Annotated in this window: 22 protein-coding genes; 4 read left to right on the top strand and 18 right to left on the bottom strand. The window is 69.1% G+C overall.

Annotation, left to right across the window (positions count from 1 at the left end):
- Positions 1-55: 55 nt before the first annotated feature.
- A complete protein-coding gene (locus E1P53_RS08390; RefSeq protein ID WP_006899276.1) occupies positions 56-655 on the top strand; it encodes a TetR/AcrR family transcriptional regulator in 600 nt (199 codons plus the stop codon).
- Between the two features lie 166 nt (positions 656-821).
- Here E1P53_RS08390 and E1P53_RS08395 read toward each other — a convergent pair whose 3' ends face one another.
- From E1P53_RS08395 to E1P53_RS08415, 5 genes are all read right to left on the bottom strand, one after another.
- Complete coding sequence (locus E1P53_RS08395) at positions 822-1,679, bottom strand: LLM class F420-dependent oxidoreductase (RefSeq protein WP_131734010.1); 858 nt, start codon at positions 1,677-1,679, stop codon at positions 822-824.
- Positions 1,680-1,829: 150 nt separating this feature from the next.
- On the bottom strand, positions 1,830-2,909 hold the full coding sequence (locus E1P53_RS08400) for a prenyltransferase/squalene oxidase repeat-containing protein (RefSeq protein WP_006899274.1): 1,080 nt from the start codon (positions 2,907-2,909) through the stop codon (positions 1,830-1,832).
- Complete coding sequence (locus E1P53_RS08405) at positions 2,906-3,634, bottom strand: class I SAM-dependent methyltransferase (protein WP_006899273.1); 729 nt, start codon at positions 3,632-3,634, stop codon at positions 2,906-2,908. The genes E1P53_RS08400 and E1P53_RS08405 overlap by 4 nt, the downstream gene beginning before the upstream one ends.
- Positions 3,635-3,653: 19 nt before the next feature.
- Complete coding sequence (locus tag E1P53_RS08410) at positions 3,654-4,898, bottom strand: glycosyltransferase family 4 protein (RefSeq protein ID WP_006899272.1); 1,245 nt, start codon at positions 4,896-4,898, stop codon at positions 3,654-3,656.
- 2 nt (positions 4,899-4,900) lie between these two features.
- Complete coding sequence (locus E1P53_RS08415; RefSeq protein ID WP_083900190.1) at positions 4,901-6,583, bottom strand: FAD-dependent oxidoreductase; 1,683 nt, start codon at positions 6,581-6,583, stop codon at positions 4,901-4,903.
- 100 nt (positions 6,584-6,683) lie between these two features.
- Between E1P53_RS08415 and E1P53_RS08420 the strand changes: the two genes are divergently transcribed.
- Positions 6,684-7,520: an acyl-[acyl-carrier-protein] thioesterase gene (locus E1P53_RS08420; RefSeq protein WP_131734011.1), complete on the top strand. Its 837-nt coding sequence runs from the start codon at positions 6,684-6,686 to the stop codon at positions 7,518-7,520.
- Between the two features lie 16 nt (positions 7,521-7,536).
- Here the strand turns inward: E1P53_RS08420 and E1P53_RS08425 are convergent, their stop codons facing one another.
- The 9 genes from E1P53_RS08425 to E1P53_RS08465 form a co-directional block, all read right to left on the bottom strand.
- Positions 7,537-8,085 (bottom strand): DUF3558 domain-containing protein, encoded by a 549-nt coding sequence (locus E1P53_RS08425; RefSeq protein ID WP_131734012.1) that lies wholly within the window; start codon positions 8,083-8,085, stop codon positions 7,537-7,539.
- Entirely contained in the window at positions 8,082-8,969 is an 888-nt protein-coding gene (gene hslR, locus E1P53_RS08430; RefSeq protein WP_006899268.1) for an Hsp15 family ribosome-associated heat shock protein, read from the bottom strand. The genes E1P53_RS08425 and hslR overlap by 4 nt, the downstream gene beginning before the upstream one ends.
- Positions 8,970-9,141: 172 nt before the next feature.
- A complete protein-coding gene (locus tag E1P53_RS08435) occupies positions 9,142-9,336 on the bottom strand; it encodes a hypothetical protein (protein WP_006899267.1) in 195 nt (64 codons plus the stop codon).
- 199 nt (positions 9,337-9,535) lie between these two features.
- Entirely contained in the window at positions 9,536-11,386 is a 1,851-nt protein-coding gene (locus tag E1P53_RS20420) for a hypothetical protein (RefSeq protein ID WP_181954837.1), read from the bottom strand.
- 156 nt (positions 11,387-11,542) lie between these two features.
- Complete coding sequence (gene atzF / locus E1P53_RS08445) at positions 11,543-13,210, bottom strand: allophanate hydrolase (RefSeq protein WP_131734013.1); 1,668 nt, start codon at positions 13,208-13,210, stop codon at positions 11,543-11,545.
- Positions 13,207-15,279 (bottom strand): 5-oxoprolinase/urea amidolyase family protein, encoded by a 2,073-nt coding sequence (locus tag E1P53_RS08450; protein WP_131734014.1) that lies wholly within the window; start codon positions 15,277-15,279, stop codon positions 13,207-13,209. Before E1P53_RS08450 ends, atzF begins: the two co-directional genes overlap by 4 nt.
- Before the next feature lie 42 nt (positions 15,280-15,321).
- The gene (locus E1P53_RS08455; RefSeq protein ID WP_131734015.1) at positions 15,322-15,990 is read right to left on the bottom strand and encodes an urea amidolyase associated protein UAAP2; all 669 of its coding nucleotides are present in this window, start codon (positions 15,988-15,990) and stop codon (positions 15,322-15,324) included.
- 30 nt (positions 15,991-16,020) lie between these two features.
- Positions 16,021-16,866: an urea amidolyase associated protein UAAP1 gene (locus E1P53_RS08460; RefSeq protein WP_131734016.1), complete on the bottom strand. Its 846-nt coding sequence runs from the start codon at positions 16,864-16,866 to the stop codon at positions 16,021-16,023.
- Positions 16,867-16,923: 57 nt separating this feature from the next.
- Positions 16,924-18,495: an amino acid permease gene (locus E1P53_RS08465; protein ID WP_131734017.1), complete on the bottom strand. Its 1,572-nt coding sequence runs from the start codon at positions 18,493-18,495 to the stop codon at positions 16,924-16,926.
- Positions 18,496-18,722: 227 nt separating this feature from the next.
- Here E1P53_RS08465 and E1P53_RS08470 point away from each other — a divergent pair, with 227 nt between their 5' ends.
- On the top strand, positions 18,723-19,367 hold the full coding sequence (locus E1P53_RS08470) for a TetR/AcrR family transcriptional regulator (RefSeq protein ID WP_006899259.1): 645 nt from the start codon (positions 18,723-18,725) through the stop codon (positions 19,365-19,367).
- A gap of 11 nt (positions 19,368-19,378) precedes the next feature.
- Here the strand turns inward: E1P53_RS08470 and E1P53_RS08475 are convergent, their stop codons facing one another.
- Both E1P53_RS08475 and E1P53_RS08480 read right to left on the bottom strand, forming a co-directional pair.
- Positions 19,379-20,104 (bottom strand): ABC transporter permease, encoded by a 726-nt coding sequence (locus E1P53_RS08475; protein ID WP_131734018.1) that lies wholly within the window; start codon positions 20,102-20,104, stop codon positions 19,379-19,381.
- 232 nt (positions 20,105-20,336) lie between these two features.
- On the bottom strand, positions 20,337-20,549 hold the full coding sequence (locus E1P53_RS08480) for a hypothetical protein (protein WP_131734019.1): 213 nt from the start codon (positions 20,547-20,549) through the stop codon (positions 20,337-20,339).
- Between the two features lie 345 nt (positions 20,550-20,894).
- On the opposite strand from E1P53_RS08480, the gene E1P53_RS08485 reads away from it, so the two are divergent.
- Complete coding sequence (locus E1P53_RS08485) at positions 20,895-21,398, top strand: MarR family transcriptional regulator (protein ID WP_006899256.1); 504 nt, start codon at positions 20,895-20,897, stop codon at positions 21,396-21,398.
- A 449-nt stretch (positions 21,399-21,847) separates the two neighbouring features.
- Here E1P53_RS08485 and mmsB read toward each other — a convergent pair whose 3' ends face one another.
- Both mmsB and E1P53_RS08495 read right to left on the bottom strand, forming a co-directional pair.
- Positions 21,848-22,717, bottom strand: a complete 870-nt coding sequence (gene mmsB / locus E1P53_RS08490; RefSeq protein ID WP_006899254.1) for a 3-hydroxyisobutyrate dehydrogenase — start codon at positions 22,715-22,717, stop codon at positions 21,848-21,850.
- Positions 22,718-22,775: 58 nt separating this feature from the next.
- Positions 22,776-23,951 (bottom strand): acyl-CoA dehydrogenase family protein, encoded by a 1,176-nt coding sequence (locus E1P53_RS08495; RefSeq protein ID WP_006899253.1) that lies wholly within the window; start codon positions 23,949-23,951, stop codon positions 22,776-22,778.
- Positions 23,952-23,960: the final 9 nt, after the last annotated feature.

Raw genomic sequence — 23,960 nt, forward strand, 5'->3', positions numbered from 1 at the left:
CGCCCGTCCCACAGGGCGACCGCACCCGAGCACCGCCGGAGAACCAGGGAGGGCCGTGACCGAGGCAACCACGTCGGTGACCGAACGCCTCCTCGATGCCACCGAGAAACTGCTGGCGGAGAAGGGCATCCGCGCGACGACGATGCAGCAGGTCGCCGAGTCGGCCGGGGTCTCCCGCGCGTGGCTCTACCGGCACTACCCCGACAAGCCGTCGATGATCGGGGCGACGATCGTCCGGCTCACCGAGTCGTTCTGGCGCGAGGCCCGTGCCGAACTCGACACCATCGACGGCTTCGCGGGTCAGCTCACCGCGGGCGTCCGGATCGGACGCGGGGCATACGACGACCCGGGCACCCTGCTGATGCGGCTGCGCACCGAGGAACCGCACGAGTTCGCCGAGTGCGCCGGGATCGGCGTGGTGAGGCTCGTCCCCGACCTCGCGGCGTTCTGGCTCCCCTACGTCGAGGCGGCGGCACGCCGCGGGGAGATCCATCCCGGCCACGACCTGCGCGAGGTCTCCGAATGGGTTGCGCGCGTGCTGATCAGCCTCGGCACATCGCCGGGCGAGACCATCGACATCGACGACGCCGCACAGGTCCGCCGCCACGTCGAGCGGTACGTGATGCCGGGCCTGCGAGCACACCCCGACGCCTGAGTCGGCCCCGACATCACCCCGGCCCGGCGACTTCGACGGGAGTCGCCGACACCGAACGACGTCGCAGGCGGCGTCGACCGAGGATGCGGCACGCTCGTTAGGACGACTGCCGGCAGAACGTGCACGCAACCCCTGCACCAGGGCCCGACGGCGGCGGGCACGCCGACTACACGGCCGCGGGCGCGAGGTCGAGCTTTCCGGCCAGTTTGGCGAGGTAGCCGCTCGCCCGCTCGACCGAGTCGTCGGGCAGGCCGTAGAGCACGGTGGTCACCCCGATCTCGCGCCACTTCTCCAGCTTCTCGGGAACCGGCTTGAAGTCGAGCACCACGACCTGCGGATCACCTTCACGACCGGCGTCGGTCCAGATCCGCTTGAGCAGGGCGACCGATCCCTCGATGTCCTCTTCGCCCGGCGTGGTGATCCACCCGTCGGCGCTTCGTGCGATCCACTTGAAGTTCTTCTCGTTGCCCGCCGCGCCGACCTGCACCGGGATGTGGGACTGAGGCGGCTTCGGCCATGCCCAACTGGGACCGAATCGCACGAATTCCCCGTCGAATTCGGCCTCCTCCTGCGTCCACAACGCGTTCATCGCCTCGAGGTACTCGCGGAGCATGGTCCGACGACGCTTCGGCGGAACATTGTGGTCGGCCAATTCGTCCAGGTTCCAACCGAATCCGACGCCGAGCGTGACCCGGCCGTCGGAGATGTGGTCGAGGGTGGCGATCGTCTTGGCGAGCGTGATCGGGTCGGACTGGACGGGCAGGGCCACGGCGGTGGCCAGGCGGATGCGCTCGGTGACCGCCGCCGCCGAGGCCAGCGACGTCCACGGGTCGAGCGTCCGCATGTAGCGCTCGTCGGGCAGCGTCTCGTCACCGGTCCGCGGGTGCGCGGCCTCCCGCTTCGTCGGGATGTGACCGTGCTCGGGCACGTAGTACGACGCGAACCCCGCCTTCTCGATCAGCGGCGCCAGCACATGCGGCTTGAGCCCCCGATCGCTGGTGAACTGGACGATCCCGAAATCCATGGCGCCTCCCCTGGCGGCGTTGCTCTGCCGTCCGTCGACTAACCGGACGCATGACTGGACACCAGTCTAGGTGATGGGCGCCACAGAGAACAGGGAGTTGGTCACTTCGATCCCGAGGCCTCCGGGTCGGTTCTCCGGACCTGGTCGCCCTCAGAGAACCGTCGCGGGTTCCTCGTCGCGAGGGGTCACGACGAGGCTCTGGCGCACGTCCCGGAAGATCCCGTTGGCGACGCTGGTGCGGCTGACCGCGTCGGCGGCCAGCACGACGGCCGCCGAGGTCCAGCAGCTCTTCTCCACCGGCCAGCGCTTGCCGTCGGCGAAGACCAGCCCGGTCCAGTACGACCCGTCCGGGTCACGCAGGTGCTGGATCGAGGCGATCAGCTCGATCGCGTCCGCGGTGTCCCCCAGGGAGTCGAGGGCCAGTGCGAGCTCGCAGGTTTCGGCTCCGGTCACCCACGGCCGGTGATCGACGCAGCGCACACCTTTGCCCGGGACGACGAACTCGTCCCATCGGCGCGCGATCAGCTCCTGGCCGACCTTCCCGCGCACCGCACCGCCGAGGATCGGGTAATACCAGTCCATCGAGTGCTCCGATGGGGGTGTGAAGATCTCCCACTCCTCACGCTCGATGTCGGCGCGGATCGCGGCACCGAGCTTCGCGTGCGCGGCGATCCAGTCCTCGTCGGGCTGATCGACCTCGGCGGCGATGCGGATCGCACAGTCGAGGGCCTGGAAGATGCTGGAGTTGCCGGTGATGAGGGCCTCGCCGAACATCGCCCCGGTGCGGTGATCGCCACCCCAGCGGAAGGCGCCGTCGGGCCGCTGGAACCGCAGCACGCAGTCGATCGCCGACCAGACGACCGGCCACATCCGTTGCAGGAACGCGTCATCGGCGGTGATCAGATAGTGATGCCAGACGCCGACCGCGATGTAGGCGCAGAAGTTCGAGTCGGTGCCCGCGTCCTCGACCGTGCCGCACACGGTTCGGATCGGCCACGACCCGTCGTGACGCTGCTTGCGTCTCGACCACTCGTACGCGGCCTCCGCCTCCGCGTGGAAACCGGTGACCGACAAGGCCATCGCGGACTCGATGTGGTCCCAGGGATCGGTTTGCCCGCCGGGGAACCAGGGCAGGGCCCCGGATTCCTCCTGCATACCGGCGATCGCCGCGCCCGTCGCGCGGATCTGATCGGCGGTGACAACTCCCGGGATCTCCGGGATCGCCGTCATGAAGAGGCGGCGGTCTCGGGCTTGCGCAGGTACAGGGCGACGGACTTGCCGATGATCGGGTTGAGGGCCTGCTCGCCCACCCGGGTCAGCCACGGCTTGCTCATCATGTCCCAGACCAGCAGCTTGTGGTACGCCTTCACCAGCGGGTTGTCGTTGTTCTCCACGCCGACAGCGCATTTCAGCCACCAGTAGGGCGCATGCAGCGCGTGCTGATGGTCGGTTCCGGTCACCTCGAGGCCGGCACGGCGCAGCTTGTCGGCCAACTCGGAGGCCTTGTAGATGCGGACGTGTCCGCCCTCGACCTCGTGGTACTCGTCCGACAGCGCCCAGCAGACCTTCTCCGGCCAGTACCGGGGTACGGTCACCGCGGCGACACCGCCCGGCTTGAGGACGCGGACCATCTCGCTGATCGCACCCTCGTCGGCCGGGATGTGCTCGAGGATCTCGGACATGAGCACGACGTCGAAGCTGTTGTCCGCGTACGGGAGGCGCAACGCGTCGCCGACCTCGGCGCGCGCCTTGGCCGATGCCGGCACCTGCCCCTCGGCGGTCATCGCGTCGAACATCTCGGCCACGTCGGCCATGTCCTTCTCGGACATGTCGAAGGCGATCACGTCGGCACCCCGGCGGAACATCTCGAAGGAGTGGCGCCCCTGCCCCGCCCCGATGTCGATCGCCTTGGTGCCGGGCCCCACGCCCAGCCGGTCGAAATCAACTGTCAGCACTCGATGTCCCTTCTGTGGCTTACCGGTGACCGGCCAGCACGGTTTCGTAGTGAGCCGCCGTCTTGGCGGCCACCGCTGCCCAGCTGTAGTTCTCCTCGGCGCGGCGGCGTCCGCCCGAGCCGAGTTCGACGCGCAACCCCGCGTCGTCGAGGAGTCGTCCGATCGCCTGGGCGAGTCGGCCCGAATCGCGCGGCGGCACCAGGAGCGCGGCCTGCTCGTCGGTGCCGACCACCTCGGGGATGGCGCCTGCACGGGTCGCCACGAGGGGCGTCCCGCAGCTCATCGCCTCGACCGCCGGCAGCGAGAAACCCTCGTACAGCGACGGGACGCAGGCGACCTCCGCGGAGGCGAGCAGCTCCGCCATCTCCTCGTCCTCGAGGCCCGAGACGACGCTCACCCGATCGGAGATCGCGAGATCCTCGATCATCTTGGCAGAAGGGCCATTCGGGTCCAACTTGGACACCAGTACCAGTTTTACGTCGTCGCGCTCGGCAGCGAGCTTCGCGACCGCCTCGAGCAGGTACGACACCCCCTTGAGCGGGGCGTCGGCACTCGCGACGCACACGATCCGCCCGGGCACACGCTCCGGCCCCGGCCGGAATACCTCGGTGTCGACGCCGAGCGGGATCGTGGTGATCCGGCCCGCCGGGATGTCGAAGGCCTTGCGGATGTCGACCTCGCTGCTGCGCGACACGGTCAGCAACTCCGGGATGCGCCGGGAGACCCGGCCCTGCATCCGCAGGAACGAGTGCCAGCGCCATGCGGTGATCTTCCGCCAACCCTTGGCCGCGCGCACGGCGAGCGTGCGGTCGCGGGTGATCGGGTGATGGATCGTCGCGATGAGCGGGAACCCGGCCTTCTGGATCCGCAGCAGGCCGTATCCGAGGCACTGGTTGTCGTGGACGATGTCGAAATCGTCTCGACGCTCCTCGAGCAGCCGGGCGACGCGGAGGCTGAAGGTCAGCGGCTCGCCGAAGCTCGCCGTCCACATCGAGCCGACCTCGAGGAAATCGATCCAGTCGCGGTACTCGCCGAGTTTGGGCGTGCGGAACGGGTCCGGCTCGTCGTAGAGCCCGAGGCTGGGCACCTTGGTGACGGTGACCCCCGCGTCGATCGCGACCTGGTCGAGCTCCGGGTACGGCTGCCCGGAGAAGATCTCGACCTGGTGGCCGAGCAGCGCCAGCTCGCGGGACAGATGACGGACGTAGACCCCTTGCCCACCGCAGTGTGGCTTGCTGCGGTAGGACAGCAATGCGATGCGCACGGTTACTGCGCTCCGGCGGCTGCGGCCGCCTCGAACTCGGGGATGCTGACGAACTTCGTCCGCGGACGGTGTGCCGCCTTGCCCGCCGCCTTCTCGGCCGCGTCGATGGCCTTCCATCCCGCGAGGTCGATCCGGTGGGCGCCGCGATCGGCGACGATCGCCGCGACGTCGTCCCGCGGGGTCGACGGGTCGGCCAGCGTCTCGGCGATGAAGTCGTCGATCACCGCGCGGGCGGTCTCCTGCCCGCACACGCGGTTCATGCCGATCCCGCCGCTCGCGCCGCGCTTGATCCAGCCGGCGACATACAGGCCGGGCATGACATCACCCCCTGCTGTTGCCTGCACACGTCCGCTTTCGTTGGGGACCACGCCGCGACTCTCGTCGAAGGGCAGGTCGGTGACTGGGACACCGCGATAGCCGATGGCCCGCAGGACCAGTCCGGCGTCGATGTCGAAACGTTCTTCCGTGGGTGCCACGGCCACCCGGCCGGAGGCATCGTCGACGTACGCGTTGCGCGCGCAGGTGACGCCGGCGACCTCGCCGTCGCCGGTGATCTCCACCGGCGAGACCAGGAAGCGGAACACGATGCGCTTGTTGCCCGGGGTCTGCGGCCGCTCGGAGAACTCGCGGGCCAGCCGGATCTTGGTGGCGATCGTCGAGTCGAGCGTGTCGTCGGCGAGCGCGGCCTCCGACGCCGGGTCGAGGACGAGTTCGGCCGGATCGATGACCACGTCCACGCCCTCGACGTCGCCGAGGGCCAGGAACTCGCTGTTGGTGTAGGCCGCCTGCGCGATGCCGCGGCGGCCGAGCAGCACCACTTCCTTGATGTTCGACTCGCGCAGCTTGGCCAGCGCATGGTCGGCGATGTCGGTCTTGGCGAGCTCGTCGGGATCGGTCACGAGGATGCGCGCCACGTCGAGGGCGACGTTGCCGTTGCCGACGACCACCGCGCGCTCGGCCGAGAGATCGACGTCGAGGTCGACGTAGTCGGGGTGGCCGTTGTACCAGGCGACGAACTGGGTGGCGGCCACCGAGTTGCGCAGGTCCTCGCCCTCGATGCCCAGGCGCTTGTCCGTGGCGGCGCCCACGGCGTAGATCACCGCGTGGTAGCGGGCGACGAGCTCGTCGTGGCTGATGTGCTTGCCGACCTCGACGTTGAGGAAGTAGTCGAAGTTCTTCTTCGCCGCGACCGAGGCGAAGGTCCGCTCCACGCCCTTCGTGGCGGCGTGGTCCGGGGCGACGCCCGCGCGGACCAGACCATAGGGGGTGGGCAGGCGGTCGAACATGTCGACCTTGATGGTGGGCTTGCGCACCAGCTCCTCGGCGGCGTAGAAGGCCGCGGGGCCGGCGCCGACGATCGCGACGTGCAACTCCTTGTCGGCGGGCAGCTGCGGCGCCTTGCGCGGCGGGACCAGGCCGCCCTCGACGTCGTGGTCCTTGTAGTAGTCGGCGTTGATCTGCAGGTAGGGCTCGTCCTTCTCGGTGAGCTGATCGTCGGGGACGATCGCCTCCACCGGGCATTCATCGATACAGGCGCCGCAGTCGATACACGTCTCCGGGTCGATGTAGAGGGCCTCCGCCGTGAGGAACTCCGGCTCGTCGGGCGTGGGGTGGATGCAGTTCACCGGACACACGCTCACGCAACTGGCATCGTTGCAACATGGGCGGGTAATCACATGCGCCATCTGCTGTTTCCTCGTCATCCAACACGTAGAACGTGTTCTAGTTTCGGCGTTGACTGTATCTTATCCGCAAAGATACCTGCGACCCAGCGAAGGGACTCGAGTGAGCCAGGTTACTGCAGGACAGAGACGCACCTCACTACCCGACCGCAAGGAGGGCGCACGCTTCTTCCAGGCCGACTACCGGGTGCGCACCGGTGACGTGGACCAGGAGATGCGGGTCCGTCTCGACGCGGTGGCCCGCTACCTGCAGGACGTCGCCAACGACAACATCGAGGCGACGGAGTTCCACGCGACCGACCCCTTCTGGATCGTGCGGCGGACCGTCATCGACGTCGTCCGCCCGATCACCTGGCCGGCGACGGTGACGGCGCAGCGGTGGTGCGGCGCGCTGTCGACCCGCTGGACCAACATGCGGGTGCGCCTGACCGCGAAGCACGAGACCAATCGGTTCAACCCGAACCCGCGCCCCGACGGCCTCATCGAGACCGAGGCGTTCTGGATCAACGTCAACGAGCAGGGCATGCCGTCGCGCTTGTCCGACGAGGCGTTCGAGATGTTGTCGTCGATGACCGACGAGCACCGTCTGCGCTGGAAGCCGATGAACCCGGAGAAGGCGCCCGAACAGACTCCCCTGCCCGACCGCGAGCACGTGCTGCGGATCACCGACTTCGACCCCTTCAAGCACCTCAACAACGCGGCGTATCTGGAAGCCGTGGAGGACGAGCTCGTCGACCACCCCGATCTCGTCGACGTCCCGCATCGGGTCGTCATCGAGTACCTGCGCCCGATCGTCCCGGGCACGCGGATCACCCTGCGTCGCATCCGTGAGGGCGACCGACTGAGCGTGTGGCTCCTCGTCCCCGGCGGCGCTAAGGGCGACGAGCAGGTGGTGGCGGCCACCGTCGTGGTGAGCCCGCTGCCGGTCGCCGAGGCCTAGGACCCGGCGGTGCGGCCTACTGGCCGCCTCGCAGCAACAGTTCCATCAGCTTGATCGGGGCCGCGCAGGGATCACCGGGCGGAGCGGAGCGCGGCTCGACGAACCAGGTGAAGACCCCCCGGCTCGGGGCGCGTGCGGTCACGCCGCACAGTCCCGGCCGGTCGGGACTGCGCTGGGTGAACGCGGATTGACTGGCGATCTTGATGTTCTCGGTGGTGAACCCGAGCTTCTTGGCCGTCTCCTTCTCGACGTTGATGCTGCCCCACTCGAACCAGTTGAACGTCACGCTGACGGTGTCATTGCCGGAGACCAGCCACCGGCAGATCGCACCGCTGAAGGACTGCTCGGCGAAACCGCCGCCGGCCACGACATCGGCGATCGTCTCGTCGGGCAGCACCTCGCACTCGAGAAGGAGCCGGTCGAACTGGTCGGTGTCGACGTCGCTGGTGCCGGATTGCCCCGCCACACCCACCGGCAGCGGCTCACCGTCGACGGTGCGCGCGCACCCGGCGAAGACGGCGAGTCCGAGCACGACGGCGGCCAGGAGTGCGAGGGTGCGCCTCATGACGCGCGCTCGATCGACATCGTCGCCAATTCGCGCGCGGCGTTGCAGATCTCGTCGATGGGCCTCGGGTTGCGGGCGTCGCCGCGGATCGACCACTCGAAGAAGTCGGCGCCGAAGTCGATGCCGACCTCGCAGATCTGACCGGACTGGCTCCAGCCGATGAACCCCGTGTGGCCCTTGATCTCGAGCTTGTTGGTCTCGTCGCGCGAGAGTTTCACGTTGGCCTCTTCCCGGCCGATCGGCGAGCCGCGGTACCAGTTGAACGACGCCACCGCACCGGTCCGCGAACCGGTGGTGTCCCACTCGCAGACCGAGGTGTTGTCGACCGTCGCACTGAGCCCGGTGAATCCGGTGACGCGGACGACCTCCTCGAGGGTCACCCCTCCGCAGCGTCCGAAGAACGGCCCGGACCCGGCCTGGGCCGGTGCCTCCGGAGTGTTGGGACGGTTCGGGTCCGAGGGGGTGTCATCCGACGAGCACGCGCCCAGCGCGAGCGCGAGGACGGCGACCAACGAGATCAGGAATCCGCTGCTGCGAAGACGATCGAGTTGCCGCCGTTCCCGTTTCGTGGGGCGGCCGGCACCGCGGTCGCGACGCGGCTGGCCGGCGATGATCTCCTTCGGCGGCGGTGGCGGCGACTTGTCGATGTAGCACTCGGCGGCGGCGGGGGCCGACACGCGCTTGCTGATCGTCTTGGTGACCTCGACGATGCGCTCGCGGCCGTTCACCCAGACCCGGATCTCGTCGCCCGGCACGATCGGCTGGGCGGGCTTGGCGGTGGCGCCGTTGACGCGGACGTGACCGCCCCGGCAGGCGGCGCCCGCCGCCGACCGGGTCTTGGTCAACCGGATCGCCCAGATGTAGGCGTCGACGCGCGTGGACATGCTCTACCGACCCGCCCTGCAGGCCTCCGGACCGCGATCACGATCCGAATCGACGATCATGCGCACGCACTCCCTTCGCCCCGCGTTGCCGCCACGCCCGGCGTGGCTGTCGTGTTGGCCCCACTGTAGCCGCGCCGACGAGGTCATCGGCTCGGCCACGCGGCAGGACCCCTCAGCGTTTGCGGGTGAGCAGGTACAGTCCGCCACCCACGGCCAGGATCGCGAACAGGATCGCCAGGAACGTCTGGTCCAGCAGCAGCAGGACGACGAAGACGGCGATGCCGGGCGACACCGCGATCAGGCTCATCACCGGGTGCTGGCGGACGACCTCCGCCACGGCCTTGCTTCTGTTCGGATCGATCGCCATCGCGGCCCTCCCTGGTCGAATCCGTCGTGTCCGTCCAGCGTAGTCACCGCTCCCGGGTCCGGCGTGGGTTGTCTCGCCCGAGGTCGTCTCGCCGAGGCTGTCTCGCCGACGTCGGGTTCGGTGGCGGGAGAAATGGTTCGGCGCCCCGGCACGGATTTGGTCCAGGTGCCGGGGCGCCGGTCTGTGGGGCGGTCGGGTCCTAGTCGCCGGAGTCCGACCCGCCGCCGGAGTTCGAGCCGCCACCCGAACCCGATCCGCTGGCCGAGCCAGAACCGCTGCCGGAACCGGAACCGCTGCCGGAGCCGGAACCGGTGCCGGAGCCGCCGTCCGACTTCGACCCGCCGCCGGAGCCGCTACCGGAGTCCGAGCCGCTGCCCGAACCCGAACCGCTACCGGAGTCCGAACCGCTGCCCGAACCCGATCCACTACCCGAACCCGAGTCGGACGTCGATCCGCTGTCGGAGCCGGCACCGCCATCGGACGAGGTGTCTCCCGATCGGTCCTCGAGGCGATGCTTGCCGTGGTACTGCTCGCGGTGCTTGCCGACGTACTCCTCGCCACCGTCGGACGTGTCGGCAGCGCTCAGCGAGGCATCGCCGGCGGCCGGCGCCCACTCCTGCGGCGCGTCGGTGGCGAGCGGAGCCGGCGGGGCCTCGGTGACGTCGTCGGCGACGAAGGCCGACCGGGCCGCGACGGGAGTCGCACCGGAAGTCGCGGACGCGTTCGTCGGGGGGCCGCCGAGGGTGGTGCCGTCCAGGGTCGGCAGCAGGAACGGCAGCTCGTAGTCGGGGATGTGGATGACCGGGACGATCTGCCCGGTGTCGAGCTGACCGAAGGAGATGACCGGCACGCCGAGGTAGTTGGGGCGCTCCTTGCCGTTGACCTCCACCATCGGGTACAGCGTGACCTTCTGACCCATCCACTCGATCTCGATCGGCTTCGTGAAGCCGTATTCACTGGTCAAGCGAACGAAATTGCCGCTGAACAGGCCGTGATCACCGGCCAGCGACAGGCGTGAGAAGTCCTTGGACAGCGACATCCAGTCGCCGTCGAAGTCGATCCCTTCCTTGCTGAGGATCCCCTTGAGCAATCCCTCCAGCACTTCCTGCCCGGCGCCACCGAGGACGCCGAGCGGGTCCGTGAGCAGCGCGGTCGGATCCGTGAGTGCGAACTGCACCTCGCCGTTGGTGGCCTGATACCGGAAGTCGAAGGTTGCACCGACGTTGGCACAGGCACCCACCCCGTCGGCATAGGCGGCAGTGATGCCTCCGTAGCACCCGACGCCCTTGATGCCGGGCACCTGGACGAGCGGGAGATCTTGGCCGAGGACGCTGATCTTGGTCGGGTCGGCATTCCATGCGTGCGCGATGCCGATCAGCGCGAACGACTTCGCGGTGCGACCGTCGGTGGCTCCCGCGGTCGCGATGCTGATCGGGAGGAAGGAAATGGCCGTCGCGTCGCCGTCGCGGGAGGCGACGGCCAGCTGGAAGCCGTTTCCGATGACAGTCGCCGAGCCACGCGTTCGCGGGCCTTCGGTCATCGTCTTCGGCACGTCGAGTCCGATCCACCGGGCGATGTCACCCAGGATCGATGACGACAGGGTGTCGTAGGTCTTCTTCACCGGGTCGTAGATCGCAACCGGCACGACCTCGATCTTGTCGGGCAGGACGACGGCGATCCCCAGACCGCCGAACTCGGTGCTCGACTGCGTGCAATCGGCCCCGCCATTGGGTGCCGACGCGCCGGACACGCACGACTGGATGCGCCACTCGCCCGCGATGTCCGCCAGGGCACCGTTACCGATGCCGGAGATCAGGCCGCCGAGCGGGTTGCCCGAGTTGAAGCTTTTCGACCACGTTTCCAGCTTCTCGATCGGCTCCGGAAGCGGAACGATCGCCGCCTCGGCCGCCGCCGGCTCCATGGCCTGGCCGGCCCCCACCGCCGCGACCGTTGCGAGTGCCGCCGCGCCTGCCGCCACGCGGTGCTTGCGCTTCTTGCGCTCCGCACGCCGCGCGACCTTCTCCGAACGTTGAATCCCGTTCCGCCCCATACTGGTCAACCGTCCAATTTCCTTCTCCCCGACCCTTATGCGCGAGTAATTGAAACATCAAGGATAGAAAATCGGTAACGCAGGGGTGTGAAAGACGGACACAGCGACGACCTGGACGTTTGTCCAGATCGTCGCTTATGCCGCTTGGCTGCCGGGCTACCAGCGGTCGCGGTCGAGTTCCGTTCCTGCCGCGCCCGCGTCCGCGGCACATCCGAAGCCGACGATCCACCGCGACGATCCGGTGTCGTCGGCGATCTCGACCCGGCCGAGCATCATCGGCTCGGGAAGCGCCGCGAGGAACTCGCCGAGCGCTGCGGGCGACACCCGCCAGACCTCGCCCCGGATCGCCCGGCCGGCCTCCGGGTCCCGGATCAGACCGGGCTTGGGCGGGGTGGTGTCGAGCGCGACCAGCCGGTAGGCCGGCACGGTCACGACCTCGCCCGCCCACCGAGCGCCGCGTTCGGTGAGTTCGTGCGTCAACGGGCCGCCGCGCATGTGGGCGCCGAAGACCGCGAGCTCGACCGAATTCTCACCCTCCACCCACGACGCGCCCACCCCGGCGTCGCCGAGGAACCGTGCCGCGAGGTCGACGAGCACCGCGTCCTCGTGCGCCCGTCCGAGGAACGTGACACCGAATTGCGCTTCGGTGCCGTCGTTTTCGGCGACCGTCCCACCCGGGACGGCAAGGCCGCACAGGTCGAAGAGGTTGCAGAAGTTCGTGTAGGTCCCCATCCGCGAGTTGACGCCGACCGGGTCCGCGTCGACGTCGGCGATCGTCGGGTGTCCCGGCGCGGTCGGGACCATGAGCGCGGTGGCCTCACCCCACTGCCGCATCGCCTCGGCGCGCAGGTCTGCGAGCCTCGCCTGCGCGCGCAGCAGGTCGACTGCGGAGAAGCGCGACGCCGCACCGATGATCCCGGCCACGGTGGGGTCCAGGCCCGCATCGGCCCCGGATGCCGTTGCCGTGTCGATGAATTCCCCGACGGCGGCATGGCGCTCGGCGACGAGGGCGTCCTCGTAGAGCAGCCTCGCGGCATCGAGGAAGGGCGTCGGGTCGATCGTCTTGATCACCATCCCCGCGGCCTCGGCCCGCAGGACCGCTTCGGCGAATGCGGCCTGCCAGGCGTCGTCGAGCTCCGGCAGGTCGGCCGGAACGGCGATCACGGGTCGTTCCGGGGCGGCGAGCGGCGCCGCCGGACCGAACGGCCTGGACCCCAAGGCCTTCGACATCGCCGCCGTCGCCGTGTTCGCGAGCGCGAGGTCGGGGGCGAAGATCGTGACCACGTCGTAGCTCCTGCACGCGGGCACGACGCCCTCGGTGGAGATCACCCCGAGGGTCGGCTTGATCCCGATGATGCCCTGCAGGCCGGCCGGCACCCGACCCGAACCCGCGGTGTCGGTGCCGATCGCGATGTCGGCGAACCCGAGTGCCACGGCCACCGCCGAACCCGAGCTGGACCCGCCGGAGATGCGGTCGGGGCGGCGGGAGTCCCGCACCGCGCCGTAGGGACTGCGTGTTCCGACGAGTCCGGTGGCGAACTGGTCGAGATTGGTCTTGCCGATGACGACCGCACCGGCGGCCCGCAACGCCGCGACGGCGGGCGCGTCGGTCTTCGGCGTGTACGCATACCCGGGGCACGCGGCGGTGGTGGGCAGTCCGGCGACGTCGACGTTGTCCTTGACGGCGAGGAGCCTTCCGGCGAGCGGACCGCCTGCCGCCCGGGATACCTCGACCTCGGCGGCGACCTCCGCCATCGGCCGCAGGGTGATGAAGACCTCGGGGCGGTCGGCGATGCGCGCGTAGATGTCGTCGATGTCCGTCATGCCACCCGCTCCTCGCTGTCGATTCCCAGGCCATGATCCGCCACCGCCGCCGTCGTCGCCGAGTCAGCGGCGAACTCGCCTCGTGCGGACCACCGCCGGCGCTCCTCCGCGCGGGCGGCCTCCATGGCAGCGCGCCTGGCGGCGATGTCCTCGGCGTTGGCGTCGAGGAATCGCTGATGCTCGGCCAGCGAGAAGACCCCGTCGACGATCCTCGTGCTGTCGCCGCGGCCGGCGGCCACGTCGGCGCGCATGTCCAGCAACTCCTCCGCGCTCACCGGGTACCACTGGATCCGGTCGAAGAAGCGCAGCAGCCACGGGTGTTCGGGATCGAAACCGGGTGTCGGCTGCGGGTGACGGTGGTTCCACACCTGGGTGGTGCGGCCGACGAACTGGTAGCCGCCGGGCCCTTCCATCCCGTAGATGCACAGGTAGGCGCCGCCGATGCCGACGGCGTTCTCCGGGGTCCAGGTCCGGGCCGGGTTGTACTTGGTGGTGACGAGGCGGTGCCGCGGGTCGAGCGGAACAGCCACCGGCGCACCGAGATACACGTCGCCCAGGCCGAGCACGAGGTAGCTGGCATCGAAGACGGTGCGGTACACGTCGTCGACGGAGTCCAGTCCGTTCATGCGGCGGATGAACTCGATGTTCCACGGGCACCAGGGCGCGTCGGACCGCACGCCGAGCATGTAGCGCTCGATGGCCTCGCGCGTCGACGGGTCGTCCCACGACAGCGGCAGGTGCACTGTCCGGCTGGGAACCACGAGTTCCTCCGCGGCCGGCAGCTGACTCTCGCATTCGACGAGCCACTCGAGCATCTGCTTCTGCGACCACACGTCCGGATTGGCCTTGACCTGCAGGGAGCGGATGCCCGGCGTGAGATCGACGAGCCCGCGCGGCTTCTCGGCCGCGATCCGCTCGCTCAGCGCGTGGACCCGCGCCCGCAGCGCGAGATCGAGTCGCATGTCGCCGTATTCGACGAGGATGTTGTCGTCGCCGGACCGGCGGTAGGTCACCGCGGTGGTGCCGTCTGCGGTGGTGGTCGTCCCGAGGATGCCGTTGTCGGCGTCGCCGCCGGCCGACAGCACCTCGACGAGGCCGGCGCGCCGTGCCGGGCCGATCTCCTTGGGAGATGCGGTCTCCTCGCTGCGCACCTGGACGAACCGGATCGTGTCGCCGGGCTTGAGCTGCCCGAGCTTCCACCGCTGCGCGGTCACCACGGTCACCGGGCACACGAACCCGCCGAGGCTGGGCCCGTCCGGGCCGAGCAGGATCGGGGTGTCGCCGGTGAAGTCGAGCGCGCCGACCGAGTACGCGGTGTCGTGGATGTTGGACGGGTGCAGGCCCGCCTCCCCGCCGTCGTTTCGCGCCCACCGCGGTTTGGGACCGATGAGCCGGATGCCGGTGCGGTCGGAGTTGAAGTGGACCTCGTAGGCGGTGCCGAGGAGGTCGGCGATGTCCGTCTCGGTGAAGAACTCGGGCGCCCCGTGCGGACCGACCGTGACCGCCAACTGCCAGGTGTTGGTGAACGCCGGCTGTTCCTCGTTGAGGATTCGGCGCGGCGCGGTGGTCTCCCCGCCGAGCAGCGCGAGACGGTCCCCGGTGGCCAGCGGACGCCCGTCGAGCCCGCCGAACCGGCCCATGGTGAACGTCGAGCGACTGCCGAGGTGCTCCTCGGCGTCGAGGCCGCCGCCGATCGCCATGTAGACGCGCATGCCCAGCGTCCCGACCGCGCCGACGTCGAGAACGTCGCCCGCCGACAGGTGCACCGGAACCCACTGGGGCACAGTGCTCCCGTTCACCGTCACGGTGACCGGCGCGCCGGTGACGGCCACCACGGCGGGCTCGTCGAACCGCAGTGCCGGTCCCATGAGCGTCACCTCCAGGCCGGCCGCGGTCTCCGGGTTGCCGACGGCGAGGTTGGCCAGACGGAAGGACAGATCGTCCATGGGCCCCGACGGCGGGACGCCGACCTTCCAGTAGCCGACACGACCCGGCCAGTCCTGGATCGTGGTGAGCGGGCCGGACCGCAGGACGGTGACGGGGGCCGGCTTTCCGGTGGGAGCGGTCATGATGAGTTCCTCGGGAGTTCGGGTCGACCAGGGATTCGGATCTCAGGCGCCGGGCCGGGTCACGATGACGCGGACCGCGGTCGGGTCGAATCCGTTGCAGGGGTTGTTGATCTGCGGACAGTTGGAGATCAGGACCAGGGTGTCGACCTCGGCCCGCAGGGCCAGGCGCTTGCCCGGCGCGGACAGGCCGTCGACGATGCCGAGCGAGCCGTCGGGGTCGACCGGCACGTTCATGAAGAAGTTGACGTTGCCGACGAGGTCGGCCTTGCCCAGCCCGTGCCGACTGCCCTCGATGAGGAAGTTCTCCACGCAGGCGTGCTGATGCCTGGTGTGGTGGCCGTAGCGCAGGGTGTTCGACTCCTGCGAGCAGGCGCCGCCGACGGTGTCGTGGTTGCCGACCTCGTCGGCGACGATCGTCATCAGCGGGTCGCCCTCCTGATCCCGGATGACGGTGCCCGTGGTGAGGAAGATGTTGCCCTGTGCGGCGATCGTGGCCTGGGCGGAGTAGCGCTTGGCGTGGTCGTCGGCGCCGTAGAACAGCGTGTCGACGGCCTGGTTGCCGTACAGGTCGACGATGGTGAGCACGTCGCCGGCCGCGACGACACCCGACCAGGGGCCGCGCTCGCCGATCACCTCGTCGAGGACGACGGTGCCGGGGACGAGTGCCAGATCGGTTGCGGGAGCGGCGGCGAAGTCGATGGCGGTGGTCATGATGATGCGTTCCTCTCGGATCGGGTGCGCTCAGGAGAGAGCGGCCCAGACGTCTTCGGAGTTGGCGACGGCGCGTTGGTATTCGGGTTCGGTGTCGGCGACGCCGGCCAGCAGGGCATCCAGATCGGCGGTCGCCCGCCAGGCGAGCACCTCGACCGAGGTGGTGTCGAAGGTGGGCGACGGGTCGACCGGGTGGGCGGTGTTCGCGATCGCGACGACGCAGGGCAGGTGCAGGATCAGATCGACCGACTTGCCCGGACCGGCCGAACCGGTCGAGCGCAGCGAACCGTCCTCGTCGACCCGGACACCGTGGAAGAACGACACCGACGGCGGGACGTCGGTGGGGGTCAGTCCGTGCTTGGCCGCGGCCAGGACGAACATCTCACGCCCGGCGGGGCTGGACGAATGCACGTGCCCGTCACCGTATCTCGCGGTGTTGCCGGCGAGTGTGGTGGTTCCGCACAGCGCGTCGTGACGGCCTGAGTCGTCGGCGACGACGGTGGCCAGGACGCGACCCTGATCGCTCAGCAGCGGATGGCCGGCACCGAGGTACGCCTGCCACGGCACCTTGACGGTGTCGGCGACGTTGAGGCGCTCCCAGGGCGCGTCGGCGCGCCACAGCAGGACGTGCGCGCAGGCGGCGCCGTCGACGTCGTGCAGGCGCAGGCGGGTGCCGCGTGCGAGCACCTTGCTGGTGTACCGGCCGCCGGGCACGGTCTCGGCCCAGGTCAGTGCGGCCGGATCGACGTCGGCAGGCGGGTTCGGCCAGTTCGACGCCGGGACGACGGGCATCGAGTCGGTGATCTGCCCGGCCTGCGCACGGGCGTGCTCCCGGGCGCCGGCGGTGGTTCCGGTGTCGGCGATGGTGGTGGTCATGACGGTTGATCTCCTCGAAGTGGGTCGTGGTGGACGGGCGATGATCGAGCCGGTCGGTCAGGCGGCGGGGTCGACCGGGTTCGGGTGCTGCTTGCCGCGGGGGAAGCATGCGATGCCGACCAGGACGGTGACGGCGATGACGATCGGTCCGGCCCAGCGCAGGACCGGCATGTCGCCGGCGGGGTCGAAGACCTCGGCCCGGGGCCAGGCCAGGTTGACCACCATCAGGGCGCCGTAGACGACGGCCAGGATGTTCACCGGGATGCCGAACCGGCCGAGGCCGAACAGCTTTCGCCCTCCCGCGTCGACGCCGCCGGTGCCCGGCCAGCCCTTCAGTCGGCGGTAGAGCATGGGCGCGGTGACCGCGAGGTAGGCGAGGTAGATCAGGATGATGCACACGCTGGCGAGCGTCGCGAAGATCGCCGAGTTCCCCACGTTGACCACGAGCACGCCGATGCAGAGGACGCCGATCAGGATCGACGGCGCGATCGGGGTCCCGGTCCGCGAGTTGACGCGGGAGAGCGTGGCCGAGAACGGGAGCCGGCCGTCGCGCGCCATCGAGAACATCAGCCGCGAGCAGGCGGTCTGGATGGCGAGGGTGCAGATGAAGATGGCGACCGCGACGTCGCAGAGCAAGACCTTGCCCCAGAAGCTGCCGAGCACCGAGTCCAGGACGTAGGGCAGACCGCCGATCGCGAGCTCCTCGCCGAGCGTAGGGGCGGCCATGAGCGCGCCGATCAGCATCAGGCCGCCACCGATGGCAGAGACCGTCAGTGCCATGCGGATGGTGCGCGGGGCGACGCGGCGGGGGTCGCGGGTCTCCTCGGCCAGCTCGCCGGCCGAGCCGAAGCCGACCATCACGTAGGCCGCCATGAGTCCGGAGACGATGAACGCCCAGATGTAGCCGGGCTGCGTGCCGGGGACGCCGGTGTCGAAGACGACGTCCGGGCCGCGCCGGGCATGGGTGAACAGCGCCAGGATCACGGCGGTGACGCCGACGAGTTCGCAGATCACGCCGATGTTGTTGACACGGCTCATCCAGGAGACGCCGACGCAGTTGATGGCGGTGACGATCACCAGCAGGATCGAGCCGAGCAGGACCGCATTCGACGCACCACTGGTGCTGGTGAGCGTCGGATCGTCGCCGATGATCTGGAAGCCCGACCACACGCTCGGGAGAACGACCTGGAGGGCGATGGCCGCCGCGGAGGCGGTGACGACCTGGGCGATCATCATGAACCAGCCGCCGAACCAGCCGATGACCTCACCGCCCATGCGCCGCGACCACTGGTAGATCGCACCCGATATCGGGTAACGCGCGGCGATCTCGGCGAAGCAGAGCGCCACCAGGAACTGGCCGGCGTAGACGATCGGCCACGTCCAGAAGAAGGCCGGGCCGCCGAAGCCGAATCCGAGGCCGAAGAACTGGAAGACCGTGGTCAGGATCGAGACGAAGGAGAAGCCCGCCGCGAAGGAGGCGAACTTGCCGAGTGAGCGGTGGAGTTGCTGGTCGTACCCGAACTCGGAGAGGTCGTCGGCGTCGAGATCGCCGGCCGGGCCTGCGGGACGGGTGTGAGCGGAACCGAGGGCGGTGGGCGCGGCCACCGTCTTGTCCGGGGTGAGAGTCATGGTGAGCAACGTCTTTCCGTGTCGAGGTGCTCCCCGTTGAGCGCGAAATCTGTCGAGTGACAGATAATCGAACGGACATTTCTGTCGATTGACAGGAATGTTCCGGGCGCGCAAACCGCCGTAAAGACTGCGTTAACCGGCGCAGGTCACGTGATCGCACTGCTGACCGGGACGTCCGAGACGTGGTCGACTCTGTCCGAAGCGGTCAGCTCTACGTAGGAGGAATCATGGCCACCGGCACGAGTCCGGCCCCCGCGACCGGCGGACCCGGCCGCCCTCGTCTGGTACCGGCGCGACGCCGGGGCGAGACGGCACGCGAGGAGATCCTCGACGCCGCGGCCGAGCTGTTCACCAGGCACGGCTACACCGGGACGTCCACCCGGATGATCGCCGAGGCTGTCGGCATCCGCCAGGCCTCGATGTACCACTACTTCGCGACCAAGGACGACATCCTGGCCAACCTGCTCGAGACCACCGTCGTCGGATCACTCGAGCGGGCGCGCGAACTCCTCGACGCCGACGGTCCGCCCCTCGACCGGCTCCTCGAACTGGCCCGCTTCGACGTCGGCCAGCTCGCCGGATCGCGCTGGAACCTCGGCGCGCTGTATCTCCTGCCCGAGGTGGGCGAACCCCGGTTCGCCGACTTCCGCACGCATCGGCAGGAATTGGCGAGGGCCTACGCGACACTTGCCGCGCAGGCCCTCGACGACCCCGACGACCGGCGCAGTCTCCTGCCGTTCCGGCTCGCGGAGTCGGTGATCATGATGCGCGCCGACGAACAGCGCGGCGAGCTCGGCGGCCACACGGCCGAGGGACTCGTCGACACCGTCGTCGGCGCCATCGCGATGCTCATCGAGCATCGGCCCGGGTGAGACCCCGGGGGTCAGCAACTGCCGATCGGGCCTCCCTTCAGGACCACCTCGACCATCCGGCCCGGTGAGCAACTGCCCGGAGCCTGAGCCGGATTCGCCTGGGCGACGGCCGGCGTCGGTGCCGGCGGTGCCGGGAGCGGCGGCAGCTCCGGCAGCTTGATCTGCGGCAGCGGGAGCTCCGGCAGGCCGACGGCCTCCTTGACCGCCTGCACCGGCGCGAACCCGGCCGGCGGGTTGACCGGCGCGGGCTCCGCGGCGGGCGGCGCCGTCCGTGCCACCGGCTGCGGGGCGATGCCCTGGTCGACCGGAGCCGAGGCGGCCTGCGGATGATGGTGCCCGTCGCCCTCGTGATGCCGATCCTCCAGGCGATGCTTGGCCTTCGGCGCGTCGAGCGGGACCGTCCATCCCTTCTGGTATCCGTGTACCGCTCCGGCGACGACGCCGGCCGTCACCGCCGACAGGGCGACGAGACCGGCGACGAGTGCGGTGCCGACGACCGGGCCGACCACCAGACCCGTGGGCAGGAACGGGATTCCGAAGAGGAACCCGATCACGCCGCCGGTGGGTGCGCCGATCGCGAGCCCCAGGGGCAGGGCAACCGCGCCCCCGATCACCCCGCCGACCGCGGCATCGCCGACCATCTGTTCGGCGACCTTGTCGGCCCTGGCATCGGGCACGCCGTTGCCGCGCAACACATCCGAGATGCCGCGGACGATGTCCTCGGATCCTCTCCACAACCACAGAGATGCCACTTCCTCGTCGACGGAAGAATGGGCTCGTGGCCCCCTGGATATTTCTGATGCCATCGACAAGAACGGACCCTACTCCCGCGAATATTTCCGCCACAAGGATTTTGAACAGCGCACCGGCGCAATCCGAACCGCCACCGTCGATCTCACCGGAAGTCGACCGTGAATGAATTAAATCGTTCGGACCACATGGCGATTAGTAGTCATTTCTGACCATGTTTCACCATACGCAACGACCTCCCCCGACAGAGTCGCCGCCACACCCGCCGACCGAACGATGGAACGGCCGATTACCGCTGCGCTGCTTGCTGTTCCAGACACGTCGCACCATCCGCAACAACTCGGACATACCTTCCATTCGGCGCGGATCAACCAAACCGCCGGCCGTCGCCGCTAATCGTCGTTTCAGATCGCCGAAATCGATCGTGATCATTCCTATACAGGAGCTATACAGAACGGTGAGGCGCCCCCGAATCACACAGGACTGCGAATGTCGTTCCACCGGAGGACACCGAAGAATCGTTCACGAAGCGACGTAGATCGCTCACAATTCGAGCACTTTCAACACCAGTCACATCCGTTTCTCTTGTGTCCTTCCGGCCGACGACGCGCTCTGGGCACAGACCACCGATCGGTGGGCGGCCGATATCAGAGGAGAGCGGGCCGGCGCAGTCGCAGAGTGGTCGACCCGCCCACCGCGAATCGCGCCCGTCCGCACCCGCGCAGCCCCTGGCGCGTCGCCGGTCGACCACGGCGCGCTCACACTAGGGTTGTCTGCATGGCAGGGCGCAGCATGGACTTCGACCCCATCGCCGAGGCCCGGGAGAACTGGATCGCGGCCGGCTGGGAGGACGTCGCCGACGGCATGGTGGCGGTCACCTCGGTGATGCGGGCGCATCAGATCCTGCTGGCCCGTGTGGAGGCCGCACTGCGTCCGTTCGACCTCACCTTCTCGCGCTTCGAGTTGCTACGACTCCTCGCGTTCTCGCGGCAGGGAGCGCTGCCGATCACCAAGGCGAGCGCCCGACTGCAGGTCCACGTCACGAGCGTCACGCACGCGATCCGCCGTCTCGAGGAGAGCGGGCTGGTGCGCCGGGTCCCCCACCCCACCGACGGTCGCACCACCCTCGTGCAGATCACCGACCTCGGCCGATCCACCGTCGAGGAGGCCACCACGGTGCTCAACGAGAAGGTCTTCGCCGACGTCGGCATGTCCGCCGAGGAGATGGCCGGGCTCGTGAAGGCCATCCAGTCGCTGCGAAAGCACAACGGGGATTTCTGAGCGTATGACGTTGTGCCCGCTTTCCGGGCACGACGTCATACGGAAGAGGTCGAGCCCGGAGCCGGAACCGCCTCGAGGACGGGGCACGATCGGAGCCGAGCGCCTGGCCGTCGGACTACTTCGTGACGCCGGCATCAGCGGCTGGGCCGCCGACGTCGAGGTGTGCGGGCATCTGCTCGACGTCGTGTCCGACGCCCCACGGCCGGCCGTGGAGACCGTCGGATTCGCCTGTCACCGGGACGTGGCGATTTTCCGACGCGACCGCACCAAGCGAGACGCACCCATCGGCCGGGGGACGGTCCTCGACTTCACCTGGGCCGACCTGACCGAGCATCGGCCGAGTTCGTCGAACAGGTCAAGGGCGCTCTACGACGGCTGGCCGGCCGAAAAGAGTATGACGTTGTGCCCGGAAACCGGGCACAACGTCATACAGATCCAGCGAGTGGCCGCTAGTGCAGCGTCTTGATGATCGCGCTGAAATCGAGGTCGCCGTGCTGCTCGGCGAACGCGCGGTAGAGCTGCGCGGCATGGGTGCCGAGCGGCGCCCGCGAACCGGTGCTGGCGATGGCATCCATCGCCAGGCCCAGGTCCTTGTTCATCAGCGCGGTGGCGAAGCCCGGCTTGTAGTCGTTGTTCGCCGGCGAGGTCGGGACCGGGCCCGGGACCGGGCAGTTGGTCTCGATGGCCCAGCAGTTGCCGGTCGCGCCGGTGACCACGTCGTAGAGCGCCTGGTCGGACAGGCCGAGCTTCTCGGCGAGGACGAACGCCTCGCCCACCGCGATCTGCTGGACGGCGAGCAGCATGTTGTTGCACACCTTCGCCGCCTGACCCGCCCCGGGACCGCCGCAGTGGATGATCTTGCCCGCCATCGGGTCGAGCGGGCCGCGAGCGGCCGAGAAGGCCTCCTCCTCGCCGCCGACCATGAAGGCCAGCGTGCCCGCGGTGGCGCCCTTGACACCGCCCGAGACCGGGGCGTCGACCTGCGCGAAGCCGTGCTCGACGGCCTTGCGGTGGATCTCCCGCGCATCGTCGACCGAGATGGTCGACGAGTCGATGAAGAGCGCACCGGTCTGCGCCGCCGGCAGGACCTCGTCGTAGACCTTCTTCACGATGCCGCCGTTGGGCAGCATGGTGATCACGACCTCGGCGCCGGAGACGGCCTCAAGCGCCGCCGGGAAGGTCTCGACCCCGTTGGCCTTGGCGGCCTCGATCGCCTGGGGGACCAGGTCGAAGCCGCGCACGGTGTGTCCGGCCTTGACCAGGTTGGCCGCCATCGGGCCGCCCATGTTGCCCAGGCCGATGAAAGCAATCGTCGTCATTGTCTTTGCTCCCTAAGTGTTTGCCTGCGAAAGCCGTTGCGCCAGAGATCTGGTCGCGTCAGCTCTCCCGGTACCGCGCTGCGATCGAGCGACCGAGAACGACCCGCATGATCTCGTTGGTCCCCTCCAGGATGCGGTGCACGCGGAGGTCGCGGACGATTTTCTCGATTCCGTACTCGTTCAGGTAGCCGTAGCCGCCGTGCAGCTGCAGCGCCTTGTCGGCGACGTCGAAGCAGCTGTCGGTGACGAACCGCTTGGCCATCGCGCACTGGTCGACCTTGTCCGGGGCGTCCTCGTCGAGGGCGGTCGCGGCGTGCCACAGCATCAGTCGCGAGGTCTGCAGCGCGGTCGCCATGTCGGCGAGGGTGAAGCGGATCGTCGACTCGTCGATGAGCGCGTTGCCGAAGGCCCGACGGCTGGCGACATAGGCGGCCGCCTTGTCGAAGGCCGCCTGGGCGCCGCCGAGCGACGACGCCGCGATGTTGAGACGGCCGCCGTTGAGGCCGTTCATCGCGATGCCGAAGCCGATCCCCTCCTTCTGTGCCAGCAGGTTCTCCGCCGGCACCCGCACCTCGTCGAGGATGACCTGCGCGGTGGGCTGTGCGTTCCAGCCCATCTTGCGTTCCTGCGCACCGAAACTCAGGCCCGGCGAGTCCTTCTCCACCAGGAAGGTCGAGATGCCCTTGGGGCCGGCGTCGCCGGTGCGGGCCATGATCACGTAGAGGTCCGACGACCCCGCACCGGAGATGAACTGCTTGACGCCGGTGAGCACGTACTCGTCGCCCTGGCGCTCGGCGCGGGTCGCGAGCGCCGCCGCATCCGACCCGGCGCCGGGCTCGGTGAGGCAGTAGCTCGCGATGGTCTCCATGGTGGCCAGTCGCGGCACCCACTTGTTGCGCTGCTCGTCGGTGCCGTAGGCGTCGACCATCCAGGCGCACATGTTGTGGATGGACAGGAACGACGCCACGGCCGGATCGGCGTAGGCCAGCTGCTCGAAGATGCGGACGCCGTCGAGGCGCCGCAGCCCGCTGCCGCCGACCTCGTCGGAGCAGTAGATCGCACCCATCCCCAGCTCGGCCGCCTCACGCAGCTCGTCGACCGGGAAATGTTTGGCCGCATCCCATTCCAGCGCGTAAGGCGCCAACTTCTTGGCCGCGAAGGCCGCCGCGGTCTCGACGATGACGCGCTCGTCACCGTCGAGCCGGGCGACCGCGGCCTCGGCAAGTGTGGTCATATCCGGCGC

Source organism: Gordonia paraffinivorans (assembly GCF_900683595.1).
GTDB classification, from domain to species: Bacteria; Actinomycetota; Actinomycetes; order Mycobacteriales; family Mycobacteriaceae; genus Gordonia; species Gordonia paraffinivorans.